The 20,473-nt window shown below is 55.7% G+C and carries 15 protein-coding genes; 6 read left to right on the top strand and 9 right to left on the bottom strand.

What is annotated here, in order from left to right; all coding sequences use genetic code 11:
- Together VGE80_RS06935 and VGE80_RS06930 are read right to left on the bottom strand one after the other, a co-directional pair.
- On the bottom strand, positions 1 to 2,479 hold a 2,479-nt coding region (locus VGE80_RS06935; RefSeq protein WP_440592136.1), incomplete at its 3' end, for a hypothetical protein.
- 148 nt (positions 2,480 to 2,627) lie between these two features.
- Positions 2,628 to 3,194, bottom strand: a complete 567-nt coding sequence (locus VGE80_RS06930) for an RNA polymerase sigma factor (RefSeq protein WP_373652419.1) — start codon at positions 3,192 to 3,194, stop codon at positions 2,628 to 2,630.
- Positions 3,195 to 3,770: 576 nt separating this feature from the next.
- Here VGE80_RS06930 and VGE80_RS06925 point away from each other — a divergent pair.
- Entirely contained in the window at positions 3,771 to 5,999 is a 2,229-nt protein-coding gene (locus VGE80_RS06925) for a tetratricopeptide repeat protein (protein WP_440592135.1), read from the top strand.
- Positions 6,000 to 6,066: 67 nt separating this feature from the next.
- Here the strand turns inward: VGE80_RS06925 and VGE80_RS06920 are convergent, their stop codons facing one another.
- Positions 6,067 to 7,206, bottom strand: coding sequence for a tetratricopeptide repeat protein (locus VGE80_RS06920; protein WP_440592134.1), 1,140 nt, complete (start codon positions 7,204 to 7,206; stop codon positions 6,067 to 6,069).
- Positions 7,207 to 7,501: 295 nt separating this feature from the next.
- Positions 7,502 to 9,088, bottom strand: a complete 1,587-nt coding sequence (locus tag VGE80_RS06915) for an FG-GAP repeat domain-containing protein (RefSeq protein WP_440592133.1) — start codon at positions 9,086 to 9,088, stop codon at positions 7,502 to 7,504.
- Positions 9,089 to 9,257: 169 nt separating this feature from the next.
- Between VGE80_RS06915 and VGE80_RS06910 the strand changes: the two genes are divergently transcribed.
- Positions 9,258 to 10,634: a tetratricopeptide repeat protein gene (locus tag VGE80_RS06910; RefSeq protein WP_440592132.1), complete on the top strand. Its 1,377-nt coding sequence runs from the start codon at positions 9,258 to 9,260 to the stop codon at positions 10,632 to 10,634.
- 77 nt (positions 10,635 to 10,711) lie between these two features.
- Here VGE80_RS06910 and VGE80_RS06905 read toward each other — a convergent pair whose 3' ends face one another.
- Together VGE80_RS06905 and VGE80_RS06900 are read right to left on the bottom strand one after the other, a co-directional pair.
- Positions 10,712 to 11,203, bottom strand: coding sequence for a hypothetical protein (locus tag VGE80_RS06905; RefSeq protein WP_373652423.1), 492 nt, complete (start codon positions 11,201 to 11,203; stop codon positions 10,712 to 10,714).
- Between the two features lie 201 nt (positions 11,204 to 11,404).
- A complete protein-coding gene (locus VGE80_RS06900; RefSeq protein WP_373652424.1) occupies positions 11,405 to 12,412 on the bottom strand; it encodes a DUF1559 family PulG-like putative transporter in 1,008 nt (335 codons plus the stop codon).
- Between the two features lie 230 nt (positions 12,413 to 12,642).
- Here VGE80_RS06900 and VGE80_RS06895 point away from each other — a divergent pair, with 230 nt between their 5' ends.
- Together VGE80_RS06895 and VGE80_RS06890 are read left to right on the top strand one after the other, a co-directional pair.
- Positions 12,643 to 14,376: a CRTAC1 family protein gene (locus tag VGE80_RS06895; RefSeq protein ID WP_397569754.1), complete on the top strand. Its 1,734-nt coding sequence runs from the start codon at positions 12,643 to 12,645 to the stop codon at positions 14,374 to 14,376.
- Between the two features lie 215 nt (positions 14,377 to 14,591).
- On the top strand, positions 14,592 to 15,278 hold the full coding sequence (locus VGE80_RS06890) for an ankyrin repeat domain-containing protein (RefSeq protein WP_440592131.1): 687 nt from the start codon (positions 14,592 to 14,594) through the stop codon (positions 15,276 to 15,278).
- A 54-nt stretch (positions 15,279 to 15,332) separates the two neighbouring features.
- Here the strand turns inward: VGE80_RS06890 and VGE80_RS06885 are convergent, their stop codons facing one another.
- A complete protein-coding gene (locus VGE80_RS06885; protein ID WP_397569753.1) occupies positions 15,333 to 15,767 on the bottom strand; it encodes a nuclear transport factor 2 family protein in 435 nt (144 codons plus the stop codon).
- A 290-nt stretch (positions 15,768 to 16,057) separates the two neighbouring features.
- On the opposite strand from VGE80_RS06885, the gene VGE80_RS06880 reads away from it, so the two are divergent.
- Both VGE80_RS06880 and VGE80_RS06875 read left to right on the top strand, forming a co-directional pair.
- Positions 16,058 to 16,915 carry a polyprenol monophosphomannose synthase gene (locus VGE80_RS06880; protein ID WP_440592130.1) on the top strand — a complete coding sequence of 286 codons (858 nt, stop codon included), beginning with the start codon at positions 16,058 to 16,060 and terminating at the stop codon, positions 16,913 to 16,915.
- Positions 16,916 to 17,107: 192 nt separating this feature from the next.
- Positions 17,108 to 18,064: an aldo/keto reductase gene (locus tag VGE80_RS06875; RefSeq protein ID WP_440592129.1), complete on the top strand. Its 957-nt coding sequence runs from the start codon at positions 17,108 to 17,110 to the stop codon at positions 18,062 to 18,064.
- A 9-nt stretch (positions 18,065 to 18,073) separates the two neighbouring features.
- On the opposite strand, the gene VGE80_RS06870 is transcribed toward VGE80_RS06875, so the two are convergent.
- Together VGE80_RS06870 and VGE80_RS06865 are read right to left on the bottom strand one after the other, a co-directional pair.
- The gene (locus VGE80_RS06870; protein WP_440592128.1) at positions 18,074 to 19,606 is read right to left on the bottom strand and encodes a hypothetical protein; all 1,533 of its coding nucleotides are present in this window, start codon (positions 19,604 to 19,606) and stop codon (positions 18,074 to 18,076) included.
- A gap of 37 nt (positions 19,607 to 19,643) precedes the next feature.
- Positions 19,644 to 20,473 (bottom strand): hypothetical protein (locus VGE80_RS06865; RefSeq protein WP_440592127.1); only part of this gene is annotated, 830 nt, incomplete at its 5' end.

Genomic DNA, 20,473 nt, shown 5'->3' with positions numbered 1-20,473 from the left:
ATTGAAGTTCCGCCCGGATGTTGTAGGCCTCCTTACTGAGGACCGGGACCAGAGGATGACGCTGAGCGACCGGAAGCACGCCTGCCGTGCCGTCGTCCAGTTGAGGCAGGTTCTCTGCCACGACACATTTGGCCCATTTTGCGTGACGAACGACAGCATCCCCTTCATCCGTCAAACGCGGATCCTGCTGCGGTGACTGGTGCCAGAACAAAGCCGCCTGTGAGCGCTCCCACGCCCGATTCCAGTCGCGCTGGTAGATGGACTGGATGACTTCGGCCGATTCGAGTTGATCCCATACGCCAGCCATCCGTATGTCAGTCCACAGTGGGGACCTCAGCCACAAAGGTCGGAGAGTTTTCATCGGAGGGACATCGCTCCCTTCCGCCAATTGCCCGCCCAACTCCTGATACCAGGTTGCTGCGGTTTTTGCTGCCGTTTCATCAAACAAATCGCACAGCGACACGGCATCGTCAATCAGTAATCGTTTCTGCTCGAAACTACGGTCCGACTTCAAACCGCAGCTCACGAGTTGCCGCAGTAACGCTCCACCGGTCTCTTTCGGAGGTCCCTGTTCAAGTGCCACAACAGCGCAGGTACTAAGCCACTCCTCCGTTTCCACATCACCCGGCTGAGCATCGAGAACGCCGTTCAGCCACGTGGCCAGATCCTGGACCTGGCCAACGAGAGCCAGCGGCACACGACTTCGAAGTTGTGGGTCAGCCATTTGAGTGACCCCGGATAATTCTCGAACCTCAATATGACTGACACAGATTTTCCGGGGGGGCATCCCTGGCTGAACGAACAGCCCCATTGAATTGACCGCGCCGGGCAAGTCGAGACCGGGAGCCTCGCCAATCGCCCCCCAATGCTGACCGTCACCACTGACCATGATGTGCAGCGTACCGAGACCGGCGATCAGCTTCAGCCAGCACGATCGGGAAACGAATGGAGTCGGAACCGAATCCGGGTGAGGGGTCGCTTTGCTCTTTTTCTCCTCCGGTCGAAGGACGCCGAACGTCGTTCGCTGTGTCGCAGGGTCCAGAAAAAAGCCCAACCTCTGTAACGGCCCGCTGTCCTGATTGCCAAGGAAGATCCCCGTTCCGGGCTCGGCAGATTCGATATTGACGATGACTTCGTACAAACCTCCACGACGAGTTGCATCGGTGATTTCCGGTTTTCCGCTACGAACAGGCAAAGTGAGCAAGCTTTCGGAGTCTGCCGATTGCGAAACGAACGTAATGGAACCATCCTCATTGACAGTGAAATCGGGTGAGGAAGCAGAGGAGACGGCCCACGGGAGTGACGCTGCCGCTCCTGAGATCACCACGGGATGTGGATTCTCTGGCGGCTCAGAAAACGGCTCACTGCGGTGCATCGACACCCCGCGAAGGCGGAACTGTCCCTCAATGAAAACGTCCTCAGGTGGTCCGGAACAGGGCACACTCAGCAGAATAGTGCCCCCGCGCGCCAGGACGAAGTGGTCCTGCTGATGGCGGACTTCCAGCGTACCTCCCCCCGACCGGGAATACGCACCGCTGTCTGTCGTGAGCAATCCGAAGGAGTCCGGCAAAGGCGACCGACCCTCACGCGAGATTTCAAATGCGCCCCACATCTGCGGTTCGCGCCTCGCGTAATAGCGAAGTGCGATCCCCTGAGATCCTCGCCAAAAGTACAGAGCCAGGTCATTCACTTCGAACGGAGTCAGTCGCAGGACCGCATCCGTGGGCCAGGGAGCACGCAGCTTCGACAGTCCCTGAAAGCGAGCCGTACGACGGCCTGGCACACCAATCAGTTCGGTCGTCCACCTGGAGGAATGACCATCGACGGGGGCGAACCAGCGTTTGGCTTCCAGGTCAGAAAATTCATCATGCCCCGTCGACTGAGGGGGACTTTGCCACCAGAGACTATCGGCAGCGAGAAGGACACTGTCGGGCGAGAGCTGCGCGGACCAGGGCTCGTCGAGTGCCACGGAAACGTCCGTCGCTCCTTTTGGTGGAGAAACAGGGAGCGACGACGCCTCAGCAGAACTGACCTCTGGCACTGGTTCAGGGACAACAACGTCCGGAGCGGTTTTCTCACCCAGTCCTGGTTCGACAACCTGTTCGATTGCCGGTTGGGGGATATCCGTCGGTAGGGCGTCCGAAGCGCCCCGGTCGGCCAGCCCTCTTTCCCGAAGCAGGTAACCCGCCCCGTCCCCCATTAAGAGAACAAGACTCAGACCGATTAACCACGACCAGCGAGGCAGCGTCAGCCGCGTCTTCGGTGGCTGCTCGGCCGCTCGCTTGAGAATCGTCTCGACATCGACCTGTACGGTCGCGAGTCCACCGTGCAGTTCGGATTCGAGTTGCAGGTATTCCTGCAGCGCCTGCTGAAGCGCCGGCGACTGCTTCCAGCGGGTCCGGATCAGTTCCAACTCAGCAGACGTCAGTTCTCCTGCCGGTTTCTGTTGCAACAGTTCGATGAGTTCTTGATCGGTCATGAAGTTATTCAAGCGTCAGAAGTCTCAATTCTTTAGATGCTGTGCCCAGTGGGGGATCTGCGACCAAACCTCAATGAATCCTGTGTTGCTGACAAATTTGCTCAATCCCTTCAGCCTGCATCTCGGCGGCGTTTCAGATGCAGTTCCTTCAGGCACCAGATCGGGCAACTGCCGAGTGCAGGCAATCCCTCAAAGCCTGACGTGCCCGGTGCATCAGAAGTTTCACAGCACCTTCGCTTCGATGCAGTTCTCGTCCAATCTCCACCAGCTTTCGCTCAGACCGGTAGTGCAGTTCAATCGCCTGTCGGGCGCTCGGACCAAGATCATTCATGCATCCGGGAAGCTGTTGCAGCCGATCATCCGCATCCGTCCAGAGCGCATCTGCGGGTAACACGGATTCCAGTTCCAGACAAAGTTCCGTCCAGGCGACTTCCTTGCGTCGCCGGGCATGTCGAACATGTTCATGCAGCAGGTTTCTCGCAATTCCGATCAACCACGGTCGGATTAATGCCGTGGAGTCGAACCGTGCTTGAGACAGGTAAAACCGCAGAAACACTTCCTGGACCATATCGTCCGCGTCAACTGCCTGTTGGACGCGAGCGCGCAAATAGCCATACACCACCCGCTGATGTTGCTCGATGACCTGAGCGAACGCCGACGTGTCTCCCTGCCGGAGTTGCTCAATCAACATCTGGTCCGAAGCAGGGGTCAACATTCACTTCCAGAAAAAGCAATTTGGCGAAAAGTCCGTTCATTCTCCGCAACGATGCTACGCCACTCATGAGTCGACAATCAACCCGGAGTCTCGCTGACCGGGGCGACCGGACGGGCGATCGTCTTCTCCTACGAGTCGCATCCAGGTGGACCGGAATTCTTCGATGCCATGACAGTAAGAAGCTCGTAAACGCGGAGTCACGATATTCCGGTTTCGACTTTCCCCGGCCCATGAATCCCGCGAGCATCCGGCCTGAAGGTTTTCAGGGTTTCGAGCGACCAAAGTCCCAGCCCGACATCCTCGTTGAGGACTACAAAGACGTTATATTCAACAGGCGTTGACGATGATCTGTTTCGCAAGTTCACCGTACAACGATTATGCTCGACGATCAGATCCCGAAGTCCATCGAACGTCGCAGAACTCGCCTCACTTTATCTCTCCTCACAGGCTGAAGGGAGTGGCGGAACGATGGACAATGTCACACGATGGCGACGTGGTCCCTCCCTTTCGAAAAAGCAAATCAGAATGACTGAGAAAGCCCCAAGCTCTGCCAGAAGTCCACGGAGGACTTTTCTTTTGCGAGATTGGAGAATTGCATTATTGCTGTTGTCACTCGGGGGCGTCGCGACGGCCGTGAGCTGGAATTTCGGCCGGTTCCATTCTCGCACATCGGGAAATCATCAAAATCCGCTTTCGCAGGGAGTTTCGAAGACCTCGACCGCCGCAGCAATTCCTGCCCCAAAGTCTGTCGAAGTCCCGAATCATCAATCGTCCTCTGCACGAGGTGAAACTCCCCCCGTAGCCATCAATCCAGAAGGGTACATCGGAATTGATGCCTGCGCTGCCTGCCATGCCGAACGCGTCGCGGAGTTTCGCGAAACGCGGCATTTTCAAGCCTGCCTGCCGACGCCTGTCGACACGATGCCTCCCGGATTCCTGACTGGCCGAGGTACATTTATCCCGTCGAACAGTCCCGTCCACTTCCTGATGTCGCGAGAAGGAAATCAATTTCTGCAAACGGCGATACAGAAGACACCCCAAGGGGAACGCCGAACCTCGACGCCAATAGAATTGGTCTACGGCTCAGGGGCAGAAACAGACGAAGTCTATTTCACCTGGAAGGGTGATCTGCTGTCCGAACTACCGATGTGCTGGTTACACCCGATCGACGACTGGGGCGTCGCCGGATTCGATCGGAATGGTTCAGGCGATTTCACCCGTCCTACAACCCCACGCTGTATGGAGTGTCACAACACCTGGATGAACCATGTTCCCGGGACATTGAACGAGTATAAGCGCCATCAATCGATCTACGGCATCACTTGCGAAGTCTGTCACGGTCCGGGGACAGACCACGTTCGTCATCACGAGGCCCATCCTGATGAAACAGCCGCGTCTAAGATTGTCCACCCGGGACACCTTTCGCGAGAACGGCGGATGGATCTTTGTGCCCAGTGTCACAGTAATGCATTGAAGCACCGGGGCCCTGCATTTCGCTATCGCCCCGGCCTGCCGCTCGACGACTTCTACAAGACACTTCAGACGAAACACCCCGAAGACGACCACGTTGCCAACCAGGTCAGCTATCTGCGTGAAAGCGAATGCTTTCAACAAAGCGATCAGATGACCTGCATTACCTGCCATGACCCACATGTACACAAGCCGCGTCCCCAGCGCGGGGTAGGGGGGGCAGATTGCCGACAATGCCATCAGCCCGACGCATGTCATGACAAAGAAAATCTGCCGCTTGCGGTTCGAGACAACTGCGTTGGCTGCCATATGCCAAAAAGCGAAAAGATTCAGGTCAGCTTTGCCACCCGAGACACAGCTTATTACGCCCCGGTCCCGCGCTGGGAACATCGCATTGCCGTATATCCCGCCGCACGTGACGAAATCCTCCTGGAGTGGTACCGCACTCAATCCGACCCAGCAAGCCAGGCCGAAGTTGAGAGGCTCAGGGCAAGCCTGTTTGATCATTGGGTCTCGCTGTCGGAACAATACGCCACGGAATACCGGCTTCTCGCCGCGATCCACGCCTGCCGACAGGCACTTCGATTCAAAGGTGATCCCACCGTCGAAAGTCGGCTCAGTCAGTTAATTGTTTCGTACACCAAAACCGATCAGGGGCGTCCGAAAGTTCGGCACCTGATGACATCAGGAAACTATGACGAGGCCTTCAAACTGGCTCAGGAGATTCTGACTCTCAAACCTCACGATGCCATCACCGTCGGAAATTTAGGGACGCTTTACGCCCTGCTCGGACAAAAAGAGCAGGCTCGACAGCAGTGGGAAGCTGCGGCCAGACTTGACGCCGACGACCCCTACGGCCCTTCGATGCTCGGCTGGCAGTCTTTTCTGGACGGGGACTATGAGTCGGCGGTTGAGCAATTCCTGATTGCGGAATCGATCGAACCCTATCTCGATAAAATCAACTACCAGCTCGGACTGACAATGCTGAAACTGGAACGCTGGTCGGATGCGGTCAGCCGCTTTCGACGAGTTCTGATCATTAACCCCCGGCACATTGAAGGACACATCGGACTGAACACGGCCTTGCGTCAGACAAAGGAATATGCCGAGGCCACGTCCGTTGCGCGTCAAGCGGCGAATCTGACCCGTGAACAGAATCTCTCAGTCCTCGAAGCACTGGCCGAAACCTACGCGGAAGCGGGGCAACCCGCCAACGCGGAACGGACCGCTCGAAAGATGCTGGATCTCGCTCAAAAACAAGAGCCGCAAAAGGTGCCCGAAATCCGCCGGAAGTTGGAAGAATGGGCTGCAGCAGGGCGGCAACCTAAACCGTAAAAACCGACTCAAGGAACGGCACGAACTCGGGGGCGGCGTACGGCTCAATTTCGGACAGCAATGCACGCTATGGCGATGAGGACTGAAGACCGAAGGCGGCTTTTCTCCAGGATTCGGCCAGTTCGTGTTTACCAAGCTGGTCGGCAACGTCCGCAATCTGCAGGCACAAATCGGGTTGGCCCGGACGATCGATAATCTGCTGATTGAGTTCCACCAGCTGATCCATCAATTTTTGCGTCTCTTCCTTTAACTTCATCGACTCCTGAAACGCCTCCATCTTGCCTGCCTGGCGCTGAACCTGTGCAAGCTGATAACGAGCGACAACATGGTGCGGATCAGTGTCGAGAAGTTTCTGAAGCTTCTTTTCTGCGGAATCCAGCTTGCTTTGATCAAGATCAATCCGTGCTGACAGCAACAAGGCGTCGGGGAAAGAGGGTTGCTTCTCGAGAATTGTCTCCAGCGTCTGTTGCGCCTCTTCGACCTTCCCCTGGCTCCACAAGGCGTCGGCACGACAGACCTGTAGCTGGGGATCAGGTTCCTCTGGAGAAACCGTTGCAAGGAGTTCGGCGAACTGGCGATCACCCTGCAACGACAATGCCAACCCTTGCCGGAGTTCGAGTTGCCGCTCGGGGATCTTGCACAGTTCTAACGCTTTTTTGTAGTGCTCGACGGCGAAAGCGTGTTTCTCAAAATCCAGGTCAATCTGGCCCAGCAGATGATGTGGCCGATAGTCATCGGGAGCCAGTCGGATGACTTCGTGTAATTCTGTCCGTGCCTCTTGCATCGCGCTGATGTCGAAATAGATGGCGGCCAGACAACGGTGACCCTCGACATCGTCCGGGAATTCCGCGACGAGGCTGTTCAGGATTTGAATCGCCTTCGTCAACTGACCGGTTTGAAAAAGTGCTTCTCCAGCAATCCATAATGAGGTAGACCGGTACGGACCAACGGGAGAAACCTTGGCCATGTAGTAGAGGGCTCGGTCAAATTCCTGCCGCTTCAAGTAATAAGCTGCTCGCAGGACCGCCTGTCCTTCCGGTCCGCCACAGGCTTCTTCTCCCTGAATAATTCGCTCCATCAGTTCGCCCGGTTCTTCTTTCCGGGCCAGACGGTCGATCTCCGCAATGGGATCGCTCGCCTGAGTCGATCGGAATGAACCACAGCCCGACGTCAGGCAACACGTTAGACCCGCCCAGACCGCAATCATGAGGATGCGGTCCCATCCCATCCGTCGCGACGCTTTCGGTCTGGTTCTTCTCGTTCGATTTTCAGGAGGGCACATCGACATTAACCGGTGATCCACCAGAGATATTGATTCGGACTGGGAAGGTGTTGCTCAGTGTACCACAAGGACAAAGTAAGCAATGCGAAAGAGCCGCACTCGCGACAACAGCCTTCATCCGCGCACCCCGCGATAGCCGTTCGGTGTTCATCGCTCACAAACTCCGAATCGTCAGGGAACGAAGGACGTTCGGCCCATGTTGTTTTCTCGACGTGGCGTGTCACTCGACGGAAGCACTCGTCGGAGTTGTTCTGCTCCGTGTCAAATTTTCGTAGACGGTGAAGGGGGGGCGTTTCTGGTCCGGATTGGGTCCGAAGAGCCCGAGCACGATGTCGAGATCGCCGTCAGAATCGACATCGGCAAGAACCTGAGACGCATGGAGTGGATTACCAAACTCCAGCGGATGAGGCGAAAACTTGCCCGGTTCAGTCTGTTCAAACCAAATGGCCGAGGGGATCGCCGCCAGTTGTTCGGCACTCATCCCGTTGATCACCCGCAGCGGGAAACAACTGGAGGTGACGATGTCGAGATCACCATCCAGATCAAGATCACCAAATGCCGCTCCGCAAACCCCCGGCATGCAGGCCAGGTGATGGTCAGCAAACTGCAGCGAGCCCAGATTCTCCAGCCAGCGTAACTGGTGATAAGGCTTGATCATGAAGTTATCAAACATGTCTCCGTTTGTGACGACGAAATCGATATCGCCGTCGCCGTCGAGGTCAGCCGCTTCCAGGCCATTCAACCCGAATGCGGGCTCACGAGGGGGGCAGAGCTCCTGATTATCAAATCGAGCGTCGCCCCGATTCACGAAGACTTCAACTGCCTCGTATTCCTGCGCAATCAGTGCGACGAAATCGATATCTCCATCCTGATCGAGATCAACAGGAGGGACTCGGATCGCTCCGTGCCGTTCATCCAGTCGGCGGATCTGAAACCTGGGTGTCCCGTCACTGGACGCACGCTGTTCCATGATCCGGATTCCCCCTTTCTTATGCCAGCCAAACTCGGCAACGACGATGTCCAGTCGACCGTCACCATTGAAGTCGGCGGTACGAACTTCACAGACTCGCCCCAATCCCGAGGCGACAGTCGTTGAGCTCCAGGCGTCGTTCGGTTGCTGCTTGAGCAGGTAGACATTTCCTCGGTCGTGATCGGCTGGCTCCACGCTGCCCAGATCGGCAACCACCATCTCGAGGACGCCGTCCTGATCAATGTCAGACCATTCAAATTGCGAAGGATGAGGAATGCTGGCCAGCTTGGAATAGCTCTTTGATTCCGGGTCCCAGTACGAGACCGTCCCGCCGCTCATGTCAGCCATAACGAGCCGTTCCGTTCCGTCGTTGGTCCACTTCTTCCAGCTCAGGAACGAAATCATCGGGTACTCGACGGGCTCGGGATCATACTCCGGTGCCAATCGAAATCGCGGAGAAGATTCCGCAGCAAAGCGGATCGGTTCCGGATCAGGCAATGTCTCGGGGGCGCGACTGGTGTAGTAATCAATCGCGCGAGGTTTCTCGGGAGGCTTGATATCGCTTTTGGGATTCGATTCTGCGAAGAAGCGATATCCCTGGTAGACCTCGTGTACCCAGCGATTCTTCGGGAACGAGGCAGGGTCAGGTGGTTGATGGCACTTCGAACAGAATTCGACGATATGCCGTTCTTCCGCAATTTCCCCTGCGGTACCGCCAGTGGATAACGTACCCGGCATGGATCCCGATGGCCCGCAAGCGGGAACAGTCAGCAAACAAATCAGCGGGAAGAGCGTCAGCAGACGATTCCGGTTACGGTCACAACTCCAATGACGCACAATCACAGCTCCATGAAATCCTGCGCAGCAGCAATTCTGATATAGTGGCCAGTGAACCCGGGGGTATGGCCCAGCGGCTCATGGATGACCGTCGTAAGGACATTGGGCGGAAGTGTTTTTAGAGTAGGCCTTTGAACTTCAGTTTGCAACCCGTTGCTAAGCGTGATCGATGACTCAGAAGAAGCCGGCATCCCAGAGGAAAAAACCATCAGCGACCACCGCGACACCAGATAGCCCCGTCAGGAAACGAGTCGGAATTGGGCTGATTGTGATTGCGCTGCTCGCAGCCGGATTCTTCCTCACTCCTGTGTTGATCGTTGCCCGCGCCAGGACGCTGCTCGCCAGGCGAGAACCCCAACCAGCCCTGGCTTGGCTGGACCGAGCCCGGTGGTTTGGAACTTATCATGGGGAAATCGAGTTTCTTCGAGCACGCGCTTACCGCAGACTGGGTGACCTCGATCGCTTTCGCACTTCCATGCAGGCTGCACTGGAGCAAGGCTATCCTGCCAGGCTGCTCGAACGCGAACAGGTCCTGATGCTGGCTCAAGTTGGACGTTTAAGAGAAGTCGAGGCAAAGCTGCCCGACATTCTCGTCAACGCTAACGAAGATTCCGGTGAGGTTTGTGAAGCATACGTCGGCGGACTGCTGCTGAATTTCCAGCAGGAACGGGCGTTGGCCGTCATCGATTCCTGGTCGAAGGATTATCCGCATGACCCCCAGCCCGAGCTGATACGTGCGCAGGTACTCCAGAATGCAGGAAGATTCAAAGAGGCAGACGCTGCTTACCTGCAGGCGATGAAACGGGCTCCACACTCGTCCGAAATCAAGATGAGACGTGCGCTCGCCCTTTTGGCGGACAGGAAGATCGAACCGGCCAGGGCGCTGCTGCAGACGCTACTGACGGATACTCAATACCACGACCGTGCCAGCCTCCAAATTGCCCATTGTGAGCGTATCCTCGGCAACCACGCCCAGAGCCAGGCGGCGCTCGATCAAATCACCGACCCGGGGAAACTACCTGACGAAGATCTGAAGCTGGAACAGGGACTACTGGCTCTCGATCAGGGCAACTTCCAGATCGCAGTGGAATGCCTCGAACAAGTCAAAAAATTGCAGCCGAGATCTCTCGAAGTGGGCCATGCACTGGCTCGAGCCCTGCGGGGTGCCGGTCGAATCGATGAGGCGACCAGCGAGGCGCATCGCGTTGTGGAATCGGAAGCTCAACTCAGCAGGGTCGACAAACTCCAGGTCGAAGTCGCCGGTAATCCCGCTAACCTGGAGTTGAGACTCGATATCGGGAAAACGCTGTTGAAGTATGGAGACCCCAAGCGAGGTGTCTCCTGGCTACAGTCGGTCCTGAACCTTGATCCCGGAAATCGGGACGCCAACCTCGCACTGGGGGACTATTACCAGTCGCTTGATCCCCCATCCGCAGAGAATGAAAAGCTCGCTAACATCTATCTGGAACGTGCGAGACAACCGAGCAAAAGCCCGACGGATTCCCCTGTAGACCAGTCGGAAAACGAAAAACTCCTCTCGCGGTAACCACAAGAGGAGTCGAGAAGTACCAGAGTAGCCCGTCAGCAAACTGTTGTCGGCTAAGTTTTCAGTGCTATCTATGGTTAGTCGTCCGTCAAATCGAACGTAAAATCGTTCTTTTCACCCGGAACCACAGTTCGCTTGAGTCCTGATTTTGAGGCGTCTGCGTATTTGGCAGGAATCAGTTTTCCTGTGTTTCCGGCGCCGGGTGGTTGCAGCTTCTTTCCCTTTGAGCTCTGCTGGGCCTGCTGCATCTGTGCCAGGTAGTCCGTCGGGGAGGCATTGGCAGGCATAGCACTGCCGGGCTCTGGCAACGTCACGATGGTAATAACGTGCTCTCCAGGGACTGCTCCGTCGTTGGAATTGATTGTCGTGAGCTTAAACTTTCCGCTCGCGTCGCAGACTCCCACTGCCGTTCGCGGCGTTTTATCTGTTGCGAAAGTAACGACAGCACCTTTCACCGGCTGCCCCTTATAGTTCACGGTTCCCGAGACAGGAACAACTTTCAGGGTGGAGCCCCCGCCGCCACACCCGATAATGGCGATTACTGCGAACAGAGCACAACGAGACAGCATCGAAACCTCCGAGTCACAAACAAAGCGAGAAAACCATAAGAGGACATTATCTCTTGCATGACAGATGTCTGCTGTCGCAAGGGTTCAGACGGAAGCACAAAAGGCGCGTCGTTCGACGCGCCCCTTGGCAGTTCAGCACATTGAATCAGGCGGTCATCTTTAGGCAAGAGGCTAAGAGAAGGCCTGAATCACACATGACCACTAGAACGACACAGTGTTACCATCGCGTCGATCACCCATTCGCTGATAGGTGCCGTAATCGATGTTTTCGCTAAGGAACTGGACCGATCCGTCGCAGAACAGGAAGTGAGCGCCGCCTGTGTGCTGTGACTTGAATCCCTGTGACGTGTTCCAGGTATCGGCCCGGTGGCAGTTATCTGCTCGCGGAGGCGACTGTGGACAGGTTGGGAAGTTGATCGGAGCCGTCGTCGCGGTCCAGATCGAGTTGTTGTGGAACCAGCCGTTGTTTTGATGGTCAGCACACTCGGGACGAATTTCCCCCATCAGAATCGTGTTGCTGGTACCGTCAGTAACGTCCCGCATGCGGGCGGCCCAGATTCCGCGGCTGAACATTCCGGAGATTTCAGCAGGATTCCAGGTGTTTGAGTGACCGGCTGGTCCGGTACCGAAGTATCCACCCGCATTTGTGCCACCGCGAGCGGCGTGCTGTGGGTCTACCAGGGGACCGTGTGGTGGATACAAGCCAGGGCAGCCAGTTCCGCCGTTGACGTCCATTCGCTGTGCACCGAGCGATGGAGCATAGTTCGTCTTCGCACGGCCCGTGGTGTCGGGTGAAGTCGACGTCGGGCAAATGAAGGCGGGGATGATGATGTCGTAAATTGGCTTACCATTTACGACAATCGTTTCTGCGTTGGGAATAAAGAAATTGATCTGGTTGTACAATGGCGCTTGATCGATGAAAGGCAGAATCATCGTCAGTTCTGTACCGTGCTGAGTGGCGGTCCACTCGGGCGTCAGCGCTGGGTATCCCCACTGCAGACTGTTGTTAGGAAAGCGGTTATGGGTGTCATGGTAATTGTGCATTGCCAAGCCCAGTTGCTTGACGTTGTTCTTGCACTGTGTTCGACGAGCTGCTTCGCGTGCCTGTTGAACTGCAGGCAGCAGCAATGCGATCAGAACTGCAATGATGGCAATCACCACCAGCAATTCGATCAAAGTAAACCCCTGATTCCGAATTCGGCGCAGCATAAAACGATCTCCGAGAAATGTGAGAACGACGCAACGAAAACGTGGCTCGCAAGAAACGAGTCAACGACAAATCAGAAGGGAAGAGAGAGAATTTGAGATTTCATCGAGTCAATTGAAATTGATGGAACTTTTTTACCTAGTTCGTTATGAATTCGCAACACAAAAATTTCATGAATCTTTAATCTGAACAGTAGGCTCTTCAAAATCTTACACGATCTGGGTGATCAATAATGCGTTTTGACAAGCAATCTGTTCTGCCCCTGCTTGCGACCTTATGCGTCATTTTCCTGTCGAGCTGCCAACAAAATTCTGAAATTCCGGAAGCCCCTCTCAGCCAGTCTGAACCAACGCCCGCAAGTCTTTCGGCACCGATCACTTTCGTCGAAAAACCGGATTTCTTTGCGAAGCCGTTCTCTTACGATAATGGAGAAAACAGCGAGTATTTCGCGATTATCGAAGCGATTGGGGGAGGTCTGGCGACCTTGGACTATGACCGGGACGGGATGTTCGACCTGATCATCGCTGGCGGAGGCGAATTGCTTCCCGAAAATCAGATCAAGCCCAAACCGACAGGGTTCTACCGTAACATCGGAAACTGGAAGGGGGTTGATTTAACACATCTCTTTCCGCCCGCTGCCTTTTTCTCACACGGTGCCTACGCCGCTGATTTTGACAACGATGGATTTTGCGACGTGATCATCACGGGCTACGGTGGAGTTCAACTTTTGCACAACACGGGCGATGGCCACTTTCAGGATGTGACTCGCCAGAGTGAACTCATCGACGATTCCTGGAGTACTGCGGCAGCCTGGGGAGACTTTAACGGGGATGGAGTTCTGGACCTTTACGTCGCCCATTACGCAAACTGGTCCTTCGAGAATAATCCCGTTTGCCTGGAACGCCCCTCTAATCTTCGCGACACATGCGCCCCGCGTAACTTTGTATCACTCGATGACTCGGCATTCCTCGGGACAGGGGATGGGCGGTTCAGGTCTGCCCATTCCGATTTGGGCTTTTCACCCGGAGGAAAGGGGTTGGGCGTCCTGTCAATCGATCTCGATGGAGATCTTGATCTGGACCTGTACGTCGCAAATGACGGAGAACCGAATTTCGTCTACCAGAACAACGGAGGCACCTTCAGCGATGTCTCGATCGTGAGCGGTGCAGATCGAAATGAACGAGGTCTGCCTGATGGCAGTATGGGCTTGGAAGGGAATGATTTTAACGGAGATATGCTGCCTGATCTCTGGGTCACCAATTTCGAGAAAGAGTCCATGGCCTTGTATCGGGCAATGCCGGGAAGCTACTTCCAGCATGTAAGCCAGCCCTTAGGAATCACAGGGATTGGATCCGAATACGTGGGCTGGGGAATTTGCCTGCGGGACTTCGATGGTGACGGGGATGAAGACGTCTGTATTGCCACGGGCCACGCCAACCGCCACTCCCCCACATCTCCCCGTTTTCAGGTCCCCATTCTGCTCGAAAACCAGGACGGACGGCTCTTCTCGAGCGTCGCCGCGAAGGCGGGTTCCTATTTCACGACGGGGCATCTTGGCCGAGGTCTGTCTGCCTGCGATCTGGACAACGACGGACGGATTGACCTTGCGGTCTCGCAAATCCTGGCTCCCACCGTCGTCCTCGAAAACACAACTCCCCATACTTCTCGTTGGATCGGACTGCAACTTGTCGGTCGCACCACATCCCGGGACCCGATCGGAACACGGATTGTGCTGCGGTATGATTCGGCCCGCCAGACCCGATTTATCACCAGCGGTGCCAGCTACCTCTCAACATCTGACTCGCGTGTCCTGTTTCATGTCCCCGAGGCAGCAGAGAACGTTTCCATCGAGATTACCTGGCCGTCAGGTCAGGTGCAGATTTTGTCTTCTCCACAGTTCAGTCAATATTCCGTCATCGTCGAGCCCCCCAGCGATGAGGTCGCTGCCTTGGAAAAACGGGGGTAAGACATATCACGCTCAGGTCGAATCTCACGCGTTCGTTCCCGCCGGAACTTGCAGGCCTAAATGGGAAGCTCAACCGCAGCCACGTCGTGGCAGCATTGCAGACATCGTCCTTTGGATAGGTGGGCCTAACACCTCGTTAGAGAGATGAATTAAGTTCCAGGTCCGGGCCTCTGTTCAGGCAACCTGCCAACGGACTTTCAACAGGAAACCAGCACATGAATCACGATGCCTGTTCACGCCGTTCGTTCGCCGCCATGACGGCCGGAGCATTCCTGTCAACGGCCGCATCGTTACGAGGCCAGGAAAGTGCTGCTACCGATGCCGCCAAAGGCAACGAGTCACCTGCGGGGCCGCGAGAAGCTCCCTTTGAACGAGACTACGAAGCCCCTGCATTTCAGCCCAAGTGGAAAAATCCCCAGATCAACCGCTTACTCATTCAGGACTTCGTGATGTTCGCACACACGGACATTGAGATGGTCAAACGATTGCTGGAGAAAGAGCCGGGGCTGGTCCTTTCGACCATCAATTGGGGAGCGAACGACTGGGAAAGTGGACTCGGCGCAGCGTCACACTGCGGTCGACACGACATCGTAGAACTTCTGTTGGAGCGGGGAGCCCGTCCAGACATTTTCTGCTCGGCCATGCTGGGGCAAGTGGATATCGTCAGGACACTGCTCACGTTCCAGCCCAGGCTGATCGATGTCAAAGGACCGCACGGCTTTTCGCTGCACTTCCATGCACAAGTGGGGGGCGAGCGGTCCGCGAACGTGCTGGACTATCTCCAGTCCATCCGGTACGTCGAACTGAAGCCGAATCCGTTCCTGAAAATGAACGAAGAAGCAAAAAAGAAAGCGGAGCCGGAAAAAGGGGAGGGTCTCAAGGATCCCGCAAACGCCCCGTGAGGCCACACACACTCTCTCTCGCTCTCTTGGTTTCACACACCACGCGAAAAATCATCAGGTGGGGTCGGGTGTTGCGGCGGCATAGGCCTTTGCGGTGTCGTAGAAATCGAAATATTCCACGATCTTGCCATCTCGAAAGCGGAAGAAGTCTGCCTTTGGCGACTCAGCCGACTTCCCCGTCAATTTACTTTTGAACGAGCAGCGTCCCAGCATGACGACACGGTCGCCCTGCTCGATGAATTCGTCAGCATGGAAGTAGAGCATCTCCCAGGTGGCACGTAATTCGTTGAAGTAGTTCTTTGCCTGCTCCTTCCCCGTGAGCGCTTTAGTAAACTCCATTCCCGCGTTCCCATCCGACAACGAGGTCATCCTGACATCGTCACACATCAGATCCAGCCATTGCTGGACAGATTCCCCACGCGAATCATTCCATTCTCGATACGCGACTTGAAGTTTTTTCAAATTGGGCGAAGCGTCTGGTGCTGGCATCAGTTTCCCTCCGGATCCTTGTGAACGACACGCAACAATCTGAACCGACCCCTAATCATGCACTTCATCTGTCCCGGAAGTAAATCGGGAGGGCACAAATGTTCCCTTCCCGAGAGATTGGAGGCGGAACGAGGTGAGCGACCCCGACGACCTTCCCGTCACGGTCAACCACAATTTCGAGTCGCGAGAACCGATAAGGCAGCCGAAACGGACAGGCAATCGGCTTGGTCTAGACGCATTTTCCCACTTCGACGATTATCCCGACCAGCCGAACCTCACAGGAGTTACTGATGTCCACTGCAGCCGCTACGACCGCCGTTCCGAATCGACTCGTGGTCACACTGTGCACGTACAATGAGCGAGAAAACATCGCCAAGCTTGTTCCGCAAGTGCTGGAGCAGCTTCCCGAGGCACATGTGCTCGTCGTTGACGACAGCTCGCCTGACAGAACTGCCGATGTTGTACGGCATATGATGGCACAAGATCACCGCATCAAGTTGCTGCTCAGAACGGCCAAAGAGGGACTCGGCGCGGCCACCATTGCCGGATTTCAGTGGGCCATCGATCACAACTACGAATTTGTCCTGAACATGGATGCCGATTTCAGCCATCATCCGCGCTACCTTCCTGCTTTGAATGGAAGCATGGAAGTCGCTGATATCGGAATTGGCTCCCGGTATGTACCCGGAGGGAGCATCTCGGGATGGAGTCTCACTCGACACTTCATGAGTCAGTCGATCAACTGGTACTCGCACATCCTGCTTGGGCTGAAGGCTAAAGACTGCAGCGGCGCATTCCGCTGCTACCGCGTCAGCAAATTACAGGAACTGGACTTCGGCAAGATCCGTTCGAAGGGCTATGCCTTCCAGGAAGAATTCCTCTATCGCTGCACTCGAATTGGCTGCCGCATCGTCGAAACCCCCATCCGCTTCGAAGACCGTATCGTTGGACAATCCAAGATCAACATCCCGGAAATCATCCGCTCGCTTCGCGATCTGTTCCTGCTGGGACTGGAAGGGATCCGCGAAACTCCGGTGACGCACGACGAACCGGCACAGCAGACATTTCCCGCAACGGTGAAGTTTCAGCGCGAGGAGTGCAGCAATTCAGCGCTGCCGATGCCCAGGCAATCCAGCCGTGCCGCTTAAGCACCGTCGTGGAGTTCATTCCCAAGAACGGGCTCGCGAATACCCTCTTCACAGTCAGTCCCAGCAGAATCATCTGCAGGACAGCGGACACCATCTCGCCAGGTGATCCGCTTGGATCAGTTCACCCCGGCCGATTGTCCAGGAAATCACCTCACCTGACGGGCCAATTCCGGTAGAGTGAATTCGATTCACGTGCGGATTGATCACATCGACAACGCCAAGAGGCGGGTATTGACCTGGGGCGGGAATATGCTGAAAAAGCGACTTGGAAGAACCGGGCTGGAAGTCAGTCAGCTCGGTTACGGAAGCATGGGACTTCGCGGTCCTCGGACGTGGGGGGTGCGAGTCGTCAGCGACGAAGCGGCCGATCGCTTTCTGAATCTGGTGCTCGATTCGGGGATCAACTTCATTGACACGGCTCCGGACTACGGCATCACCGAACAGCGAATCGGGCAATTTATCGGTCAGCGACGCTCCGAATATTTTCTGGCCACAAAATGTGGTTGTGCACCCATCCAGCATGCTGACCATCTGGAGACCAAGCATACCTGGAGTCAGGATGTCATCACCAGAAATCTCGAAAGCAGCCTGCATCAACTTCAAACCGATCATCTCGACATTCTGCAATTCCACGGTGGGGATGCGGACAGCTTGCAGCGAAACGGCCTGATCGACCTGCTGCTGAACTTCAAATCGCAGGGGCTGATCCGGTTCATGGGTGTTTCAAGCAGTCTGCCCGAGTTGCCGGGCATGATTGCACTCAACGTCTTTGACACATTCCAGATTCCGTACTCCTGCCTGGCCCCAGAGCACCATGATCTGATTACTCAGGCGGCGGAGACGGGAGCGGGGATCATTATCCGGGGCGGAATCGCTCAAGGGGGCCCCGATGCCGAGATACAGCGTCCCGCACTCAATGATGTCTGGACACGTGCCCGGCTCGATGAGGTTCTGCCGACAGGGATGAAACGGGCAGAACTCGTGTTGCGGTACACTCTCACTCATCCCTGCTGCCACACCACGATCGTCGGGACGTGCAACCCGGAACACCTTTCCGAGAACCTCGCGGCTGCTGCGGCCGGCCCTTTGTCGCAGGACCTTTACGATGAAGTTCGAAAACGTGTCGCCCGACTTTTGCGCGACGCGTGAGGTGACCAGCTATTCGTCGCTCCAGGTATTCAGTTTCCAGCGAACTTGCCAATGAAATACGACAATCGTGGCGATGAGAATGGCGAGATTTCCGGAGAACGCAACTTCCGAGGAAAGTGCCAGCCAGCTACTGATGATGATGAAAATTAAAACAATAAACAGCAGTAGCAAACTGGGTCCGGCCCACCAGTTCCTGGAATAAAGCTGAGTGATCACCGAGATTTGCATCAACAGCACACCGAAAAGAAGCGCGATAGCCAAAACCATCATCATCGCAGTCGGATTGGTGATAGTTCCAGCCATCACCGCGCAGAGAAGCGGAATGAGCAGGCCGTCGAACTCCCAGACCGCTGCGCGGAATTTCTCGACGATCACTTGCATGGGGTCCGAGGGAAGCAGCATCAGGCTGTTCCACGTCTGATGTCGAAACTCTGCTGTGACCAGGGCATCGAAACGGACGGTTATCGCCAGGATGAAAAGGCAAGTCGCGGCGATTCCCGTAACCAGAGCCTCTCCCTTCGCAATCGCCAACACGACACCAATCAAGATCAAAAAAGCCATAACTCGCCAGCAGGATCGGGAAAAATTTCCCCCTCCCAGGATGTACTGGTCCTTCCATCGCAAAGGACGATCAGTGCAGCGGGGTCGCATGAAGTGAGGAGTGGAGTTCATGAGATCGACTTCCGACGTGTCCTTTGCGATCTGGTTCCCCTCGATGGTCACTCGAAATCTTCTCTGCATGGTCAGCACTGCCCGCCAGATGCAGATCGAACCTGTCATCAGATGCAGCCAGTAAGAGATGTCGAAGCACGAGAACGTGCCGGGAAAAATGAGAGTTCGAGTCACGGCAACGATCGGTGTCAGATTGATCATCGCGACCATGCCCTGGTGCCAATCGAGAAAGCCTATCACGGCCCCGGCAAGTCCGAACAGAAAATTGTACAGAATCCCCCATGCCAGCGTTGCGACTGCGGCCGCTCTTTCCGGATTGCCTTTTGGTTTTGAGGAAACGCTGGAGATCAGCGCAAATCCCGACATCAACACGGCCAGTAGAAACAGCCAACTCACTCCCGCTAACGCGATCCCAGTATCCAATGGCCCCATCGTCAGTACGAAGCCCCATAACGGGACCATCAGCAGCAGCGACAGCAGAATCGTCAGCCAGCGACATAAGGATTTGCAGAAAATCAACGTGACCGGATCGATTCCCGTCAGCTTCACTAAGTCATTCAGTTCGTCGGAAACTTCCCAGCAGACCGCTCCGGAAACATGACGGATGCTCCCCAGCACAAGACTGAACGCGGCAACTCCCCACAGCGCCCGCTGTAGATGAATTCCTAATCCGGGATACCAGGTTGCCGCCATCAGCTTGAGCACGACTCCGGCGAGGAAGACCGGAGTGAGCAATACGAAAAAGTTCCAGCCCCGCACGGCTTCACGCTGAAAACACCAATACAGGAACACCTCGGTTCGCAATCGTTCAGAGATCGAATCCATTCGCCCGTAGAGATGATCCGGACAGATCGATTCTGAATCATCCATCAGAACTTCTCCTGCCCGGGACGGGAATCTGCACGAGCTATTTGCGACGTTGCAGGGGATTCAACCGTCGCAGGTCCAGCGGTGAAAACTTGACGGGTTCAAGCGACGGAACAGCGGGTGAAGGGACATCGTAGTCCGCTTCCAACTCGACCGCCACAATCCGCAGATCGTCCAGCAGAATTTCTCCCAATCCCTGCAGTGCGATGGTCACTGACATATCCTGAGATTCGGGGACCGGGCGTATCAATTCAAATTGCCGCCAGTCTTGAGCGGCCTTAAGCCTCACCGCCCCCGATTTTCCCAGCAGGCTGTCGTAGATGAGTGCCCCTTCAATGCTCCCCACGATCGTCGCGGGAATTTTGACCCAGCCTGTGATCTTGACGAACTGACCTTTGTGAACCGTAACACTGGGAGAAACGACGGTCACCGGAGCACTCGAAATGACACTGGGAACTGGTCCGCCCGGTAGCGGGCTCGCCGCGAGTCTCAAACTGAAATCACCCTGTCTGGCGACGTGATGAAGTTCGGCGATGGACTGGACGGTCTCAAGCATCGATTGCTCATGCTTCCAATGCTCTCCGATCAGAGTTTTGATGTCTTCGAACTCACCGGACGGAAGCAGATTCTCTTCCGACTCCAGCGAGCCGAGCTGTCCGATCCGTCTCATCAGACTCCAGTGCTCGGGAAGTGACTGAAACGATACGGCCCACGGGCTCGAAGTGACATTCGGCATCGACTGAATGGCGTACTCCCAGTGGTTTCTCTGCAAGAGACGAGCAAACTGGAGTGCTTCCGATGCGTGCTGCTGGGCTTCAAAGTAGTTACCCGCCTGCATTGCCGACTCGGCTTTGTCCAGTTGCTGCCTCG

The sequence above is a fragment of the Schlesneria sp. genome, assembly GCF_036405755.1.
GTDB classification, from domain to species: Bacteria; Planctomycetota; Planctomycetia; order Planctomycetales; family Planctomycetaceae; genus Schlesneria; species Schlesneria sphaerica.
Note: the sequence above shows the minus strand (reverse complement) of the source record. Positions and strands in the feature narration are given on the sequence as shown.

Excerpts from the sequence above, each read along its gene's own strand:
- VGE80_RS06930 (WP_373652419.1), bottom strand. The coding sequence starts at position 3,194 with ATGTTGACCCCTGCTTCGGACCAGATGTTGATTGAGCAACTCCGGCAG.
- VGE80_RS06920 (WP_440592134.1), bottom strand. The coding sequence starts at position 7,206 with ATGATTGCGGTCTGGGCGGGTCTAACGTGTTGCCTGACGTCGGGCTGT.
- VGE80_RS06910 (WP_440592132.1), top strand. The coding sequence starts at position 9,258 with ATGACTCAGAAGAAGCCGGCATCCCAGAGGAAAAAACCATCAGCGACC.
- VGE80_RS06905 (WP_373652423.1), bottom strand. The coding sequence starts at position 11,203 with ATGCTGTCTCGTTGTGCTCTGTTCGCAGTAATCGCCATTATCGGGTGT.
- VGE80_RS06900 (WP_373652424.1), bottom strand. The coding sequence starts at position 12,412 with ATGCTGCGCCGAATTCGGAATCAGGGGTTTACTTTGATCGAATTGCTG.
- VGE80_RS06895 (WP_397569754.1), top strand. The coding sequence starts at position 12,643 with ATGCGTTTTGACAAGCAATCTGTTCTGCCCCTGCTTGCGACCTTATGC.
- VGE80_RS06890 (WP_440592131.1), top strand. The coding sequence starts at position 14,592 with ATGAATCACGATGCCTGTTCACGCCGTTCGTTCGCCGCCATGACGGCC.
- VGE80_RS06885 (WP_397569753.1), bottom strand. The coding sequence starts at position 15,767 with ATGCCAGCACCAGACGCTTCGCCCAATTTGAAAAAACTTCAAGTCGCG.
- VGE80_RS06880 (WP_440592130.1), top strand. The coding sequence starts at position 16,058 with ATGTCCACTGCAGCCGCTACGACCGCCGTTCCGAATCGACTCGTGGTC.
- VGE80_RS06870 (WP_440592128.1), bottom strand. The coding sequence starts at position 19,606 with ATGGATGATTCAGAATCGATCTGTCCGGATCATCTCTACGGGCGAATG.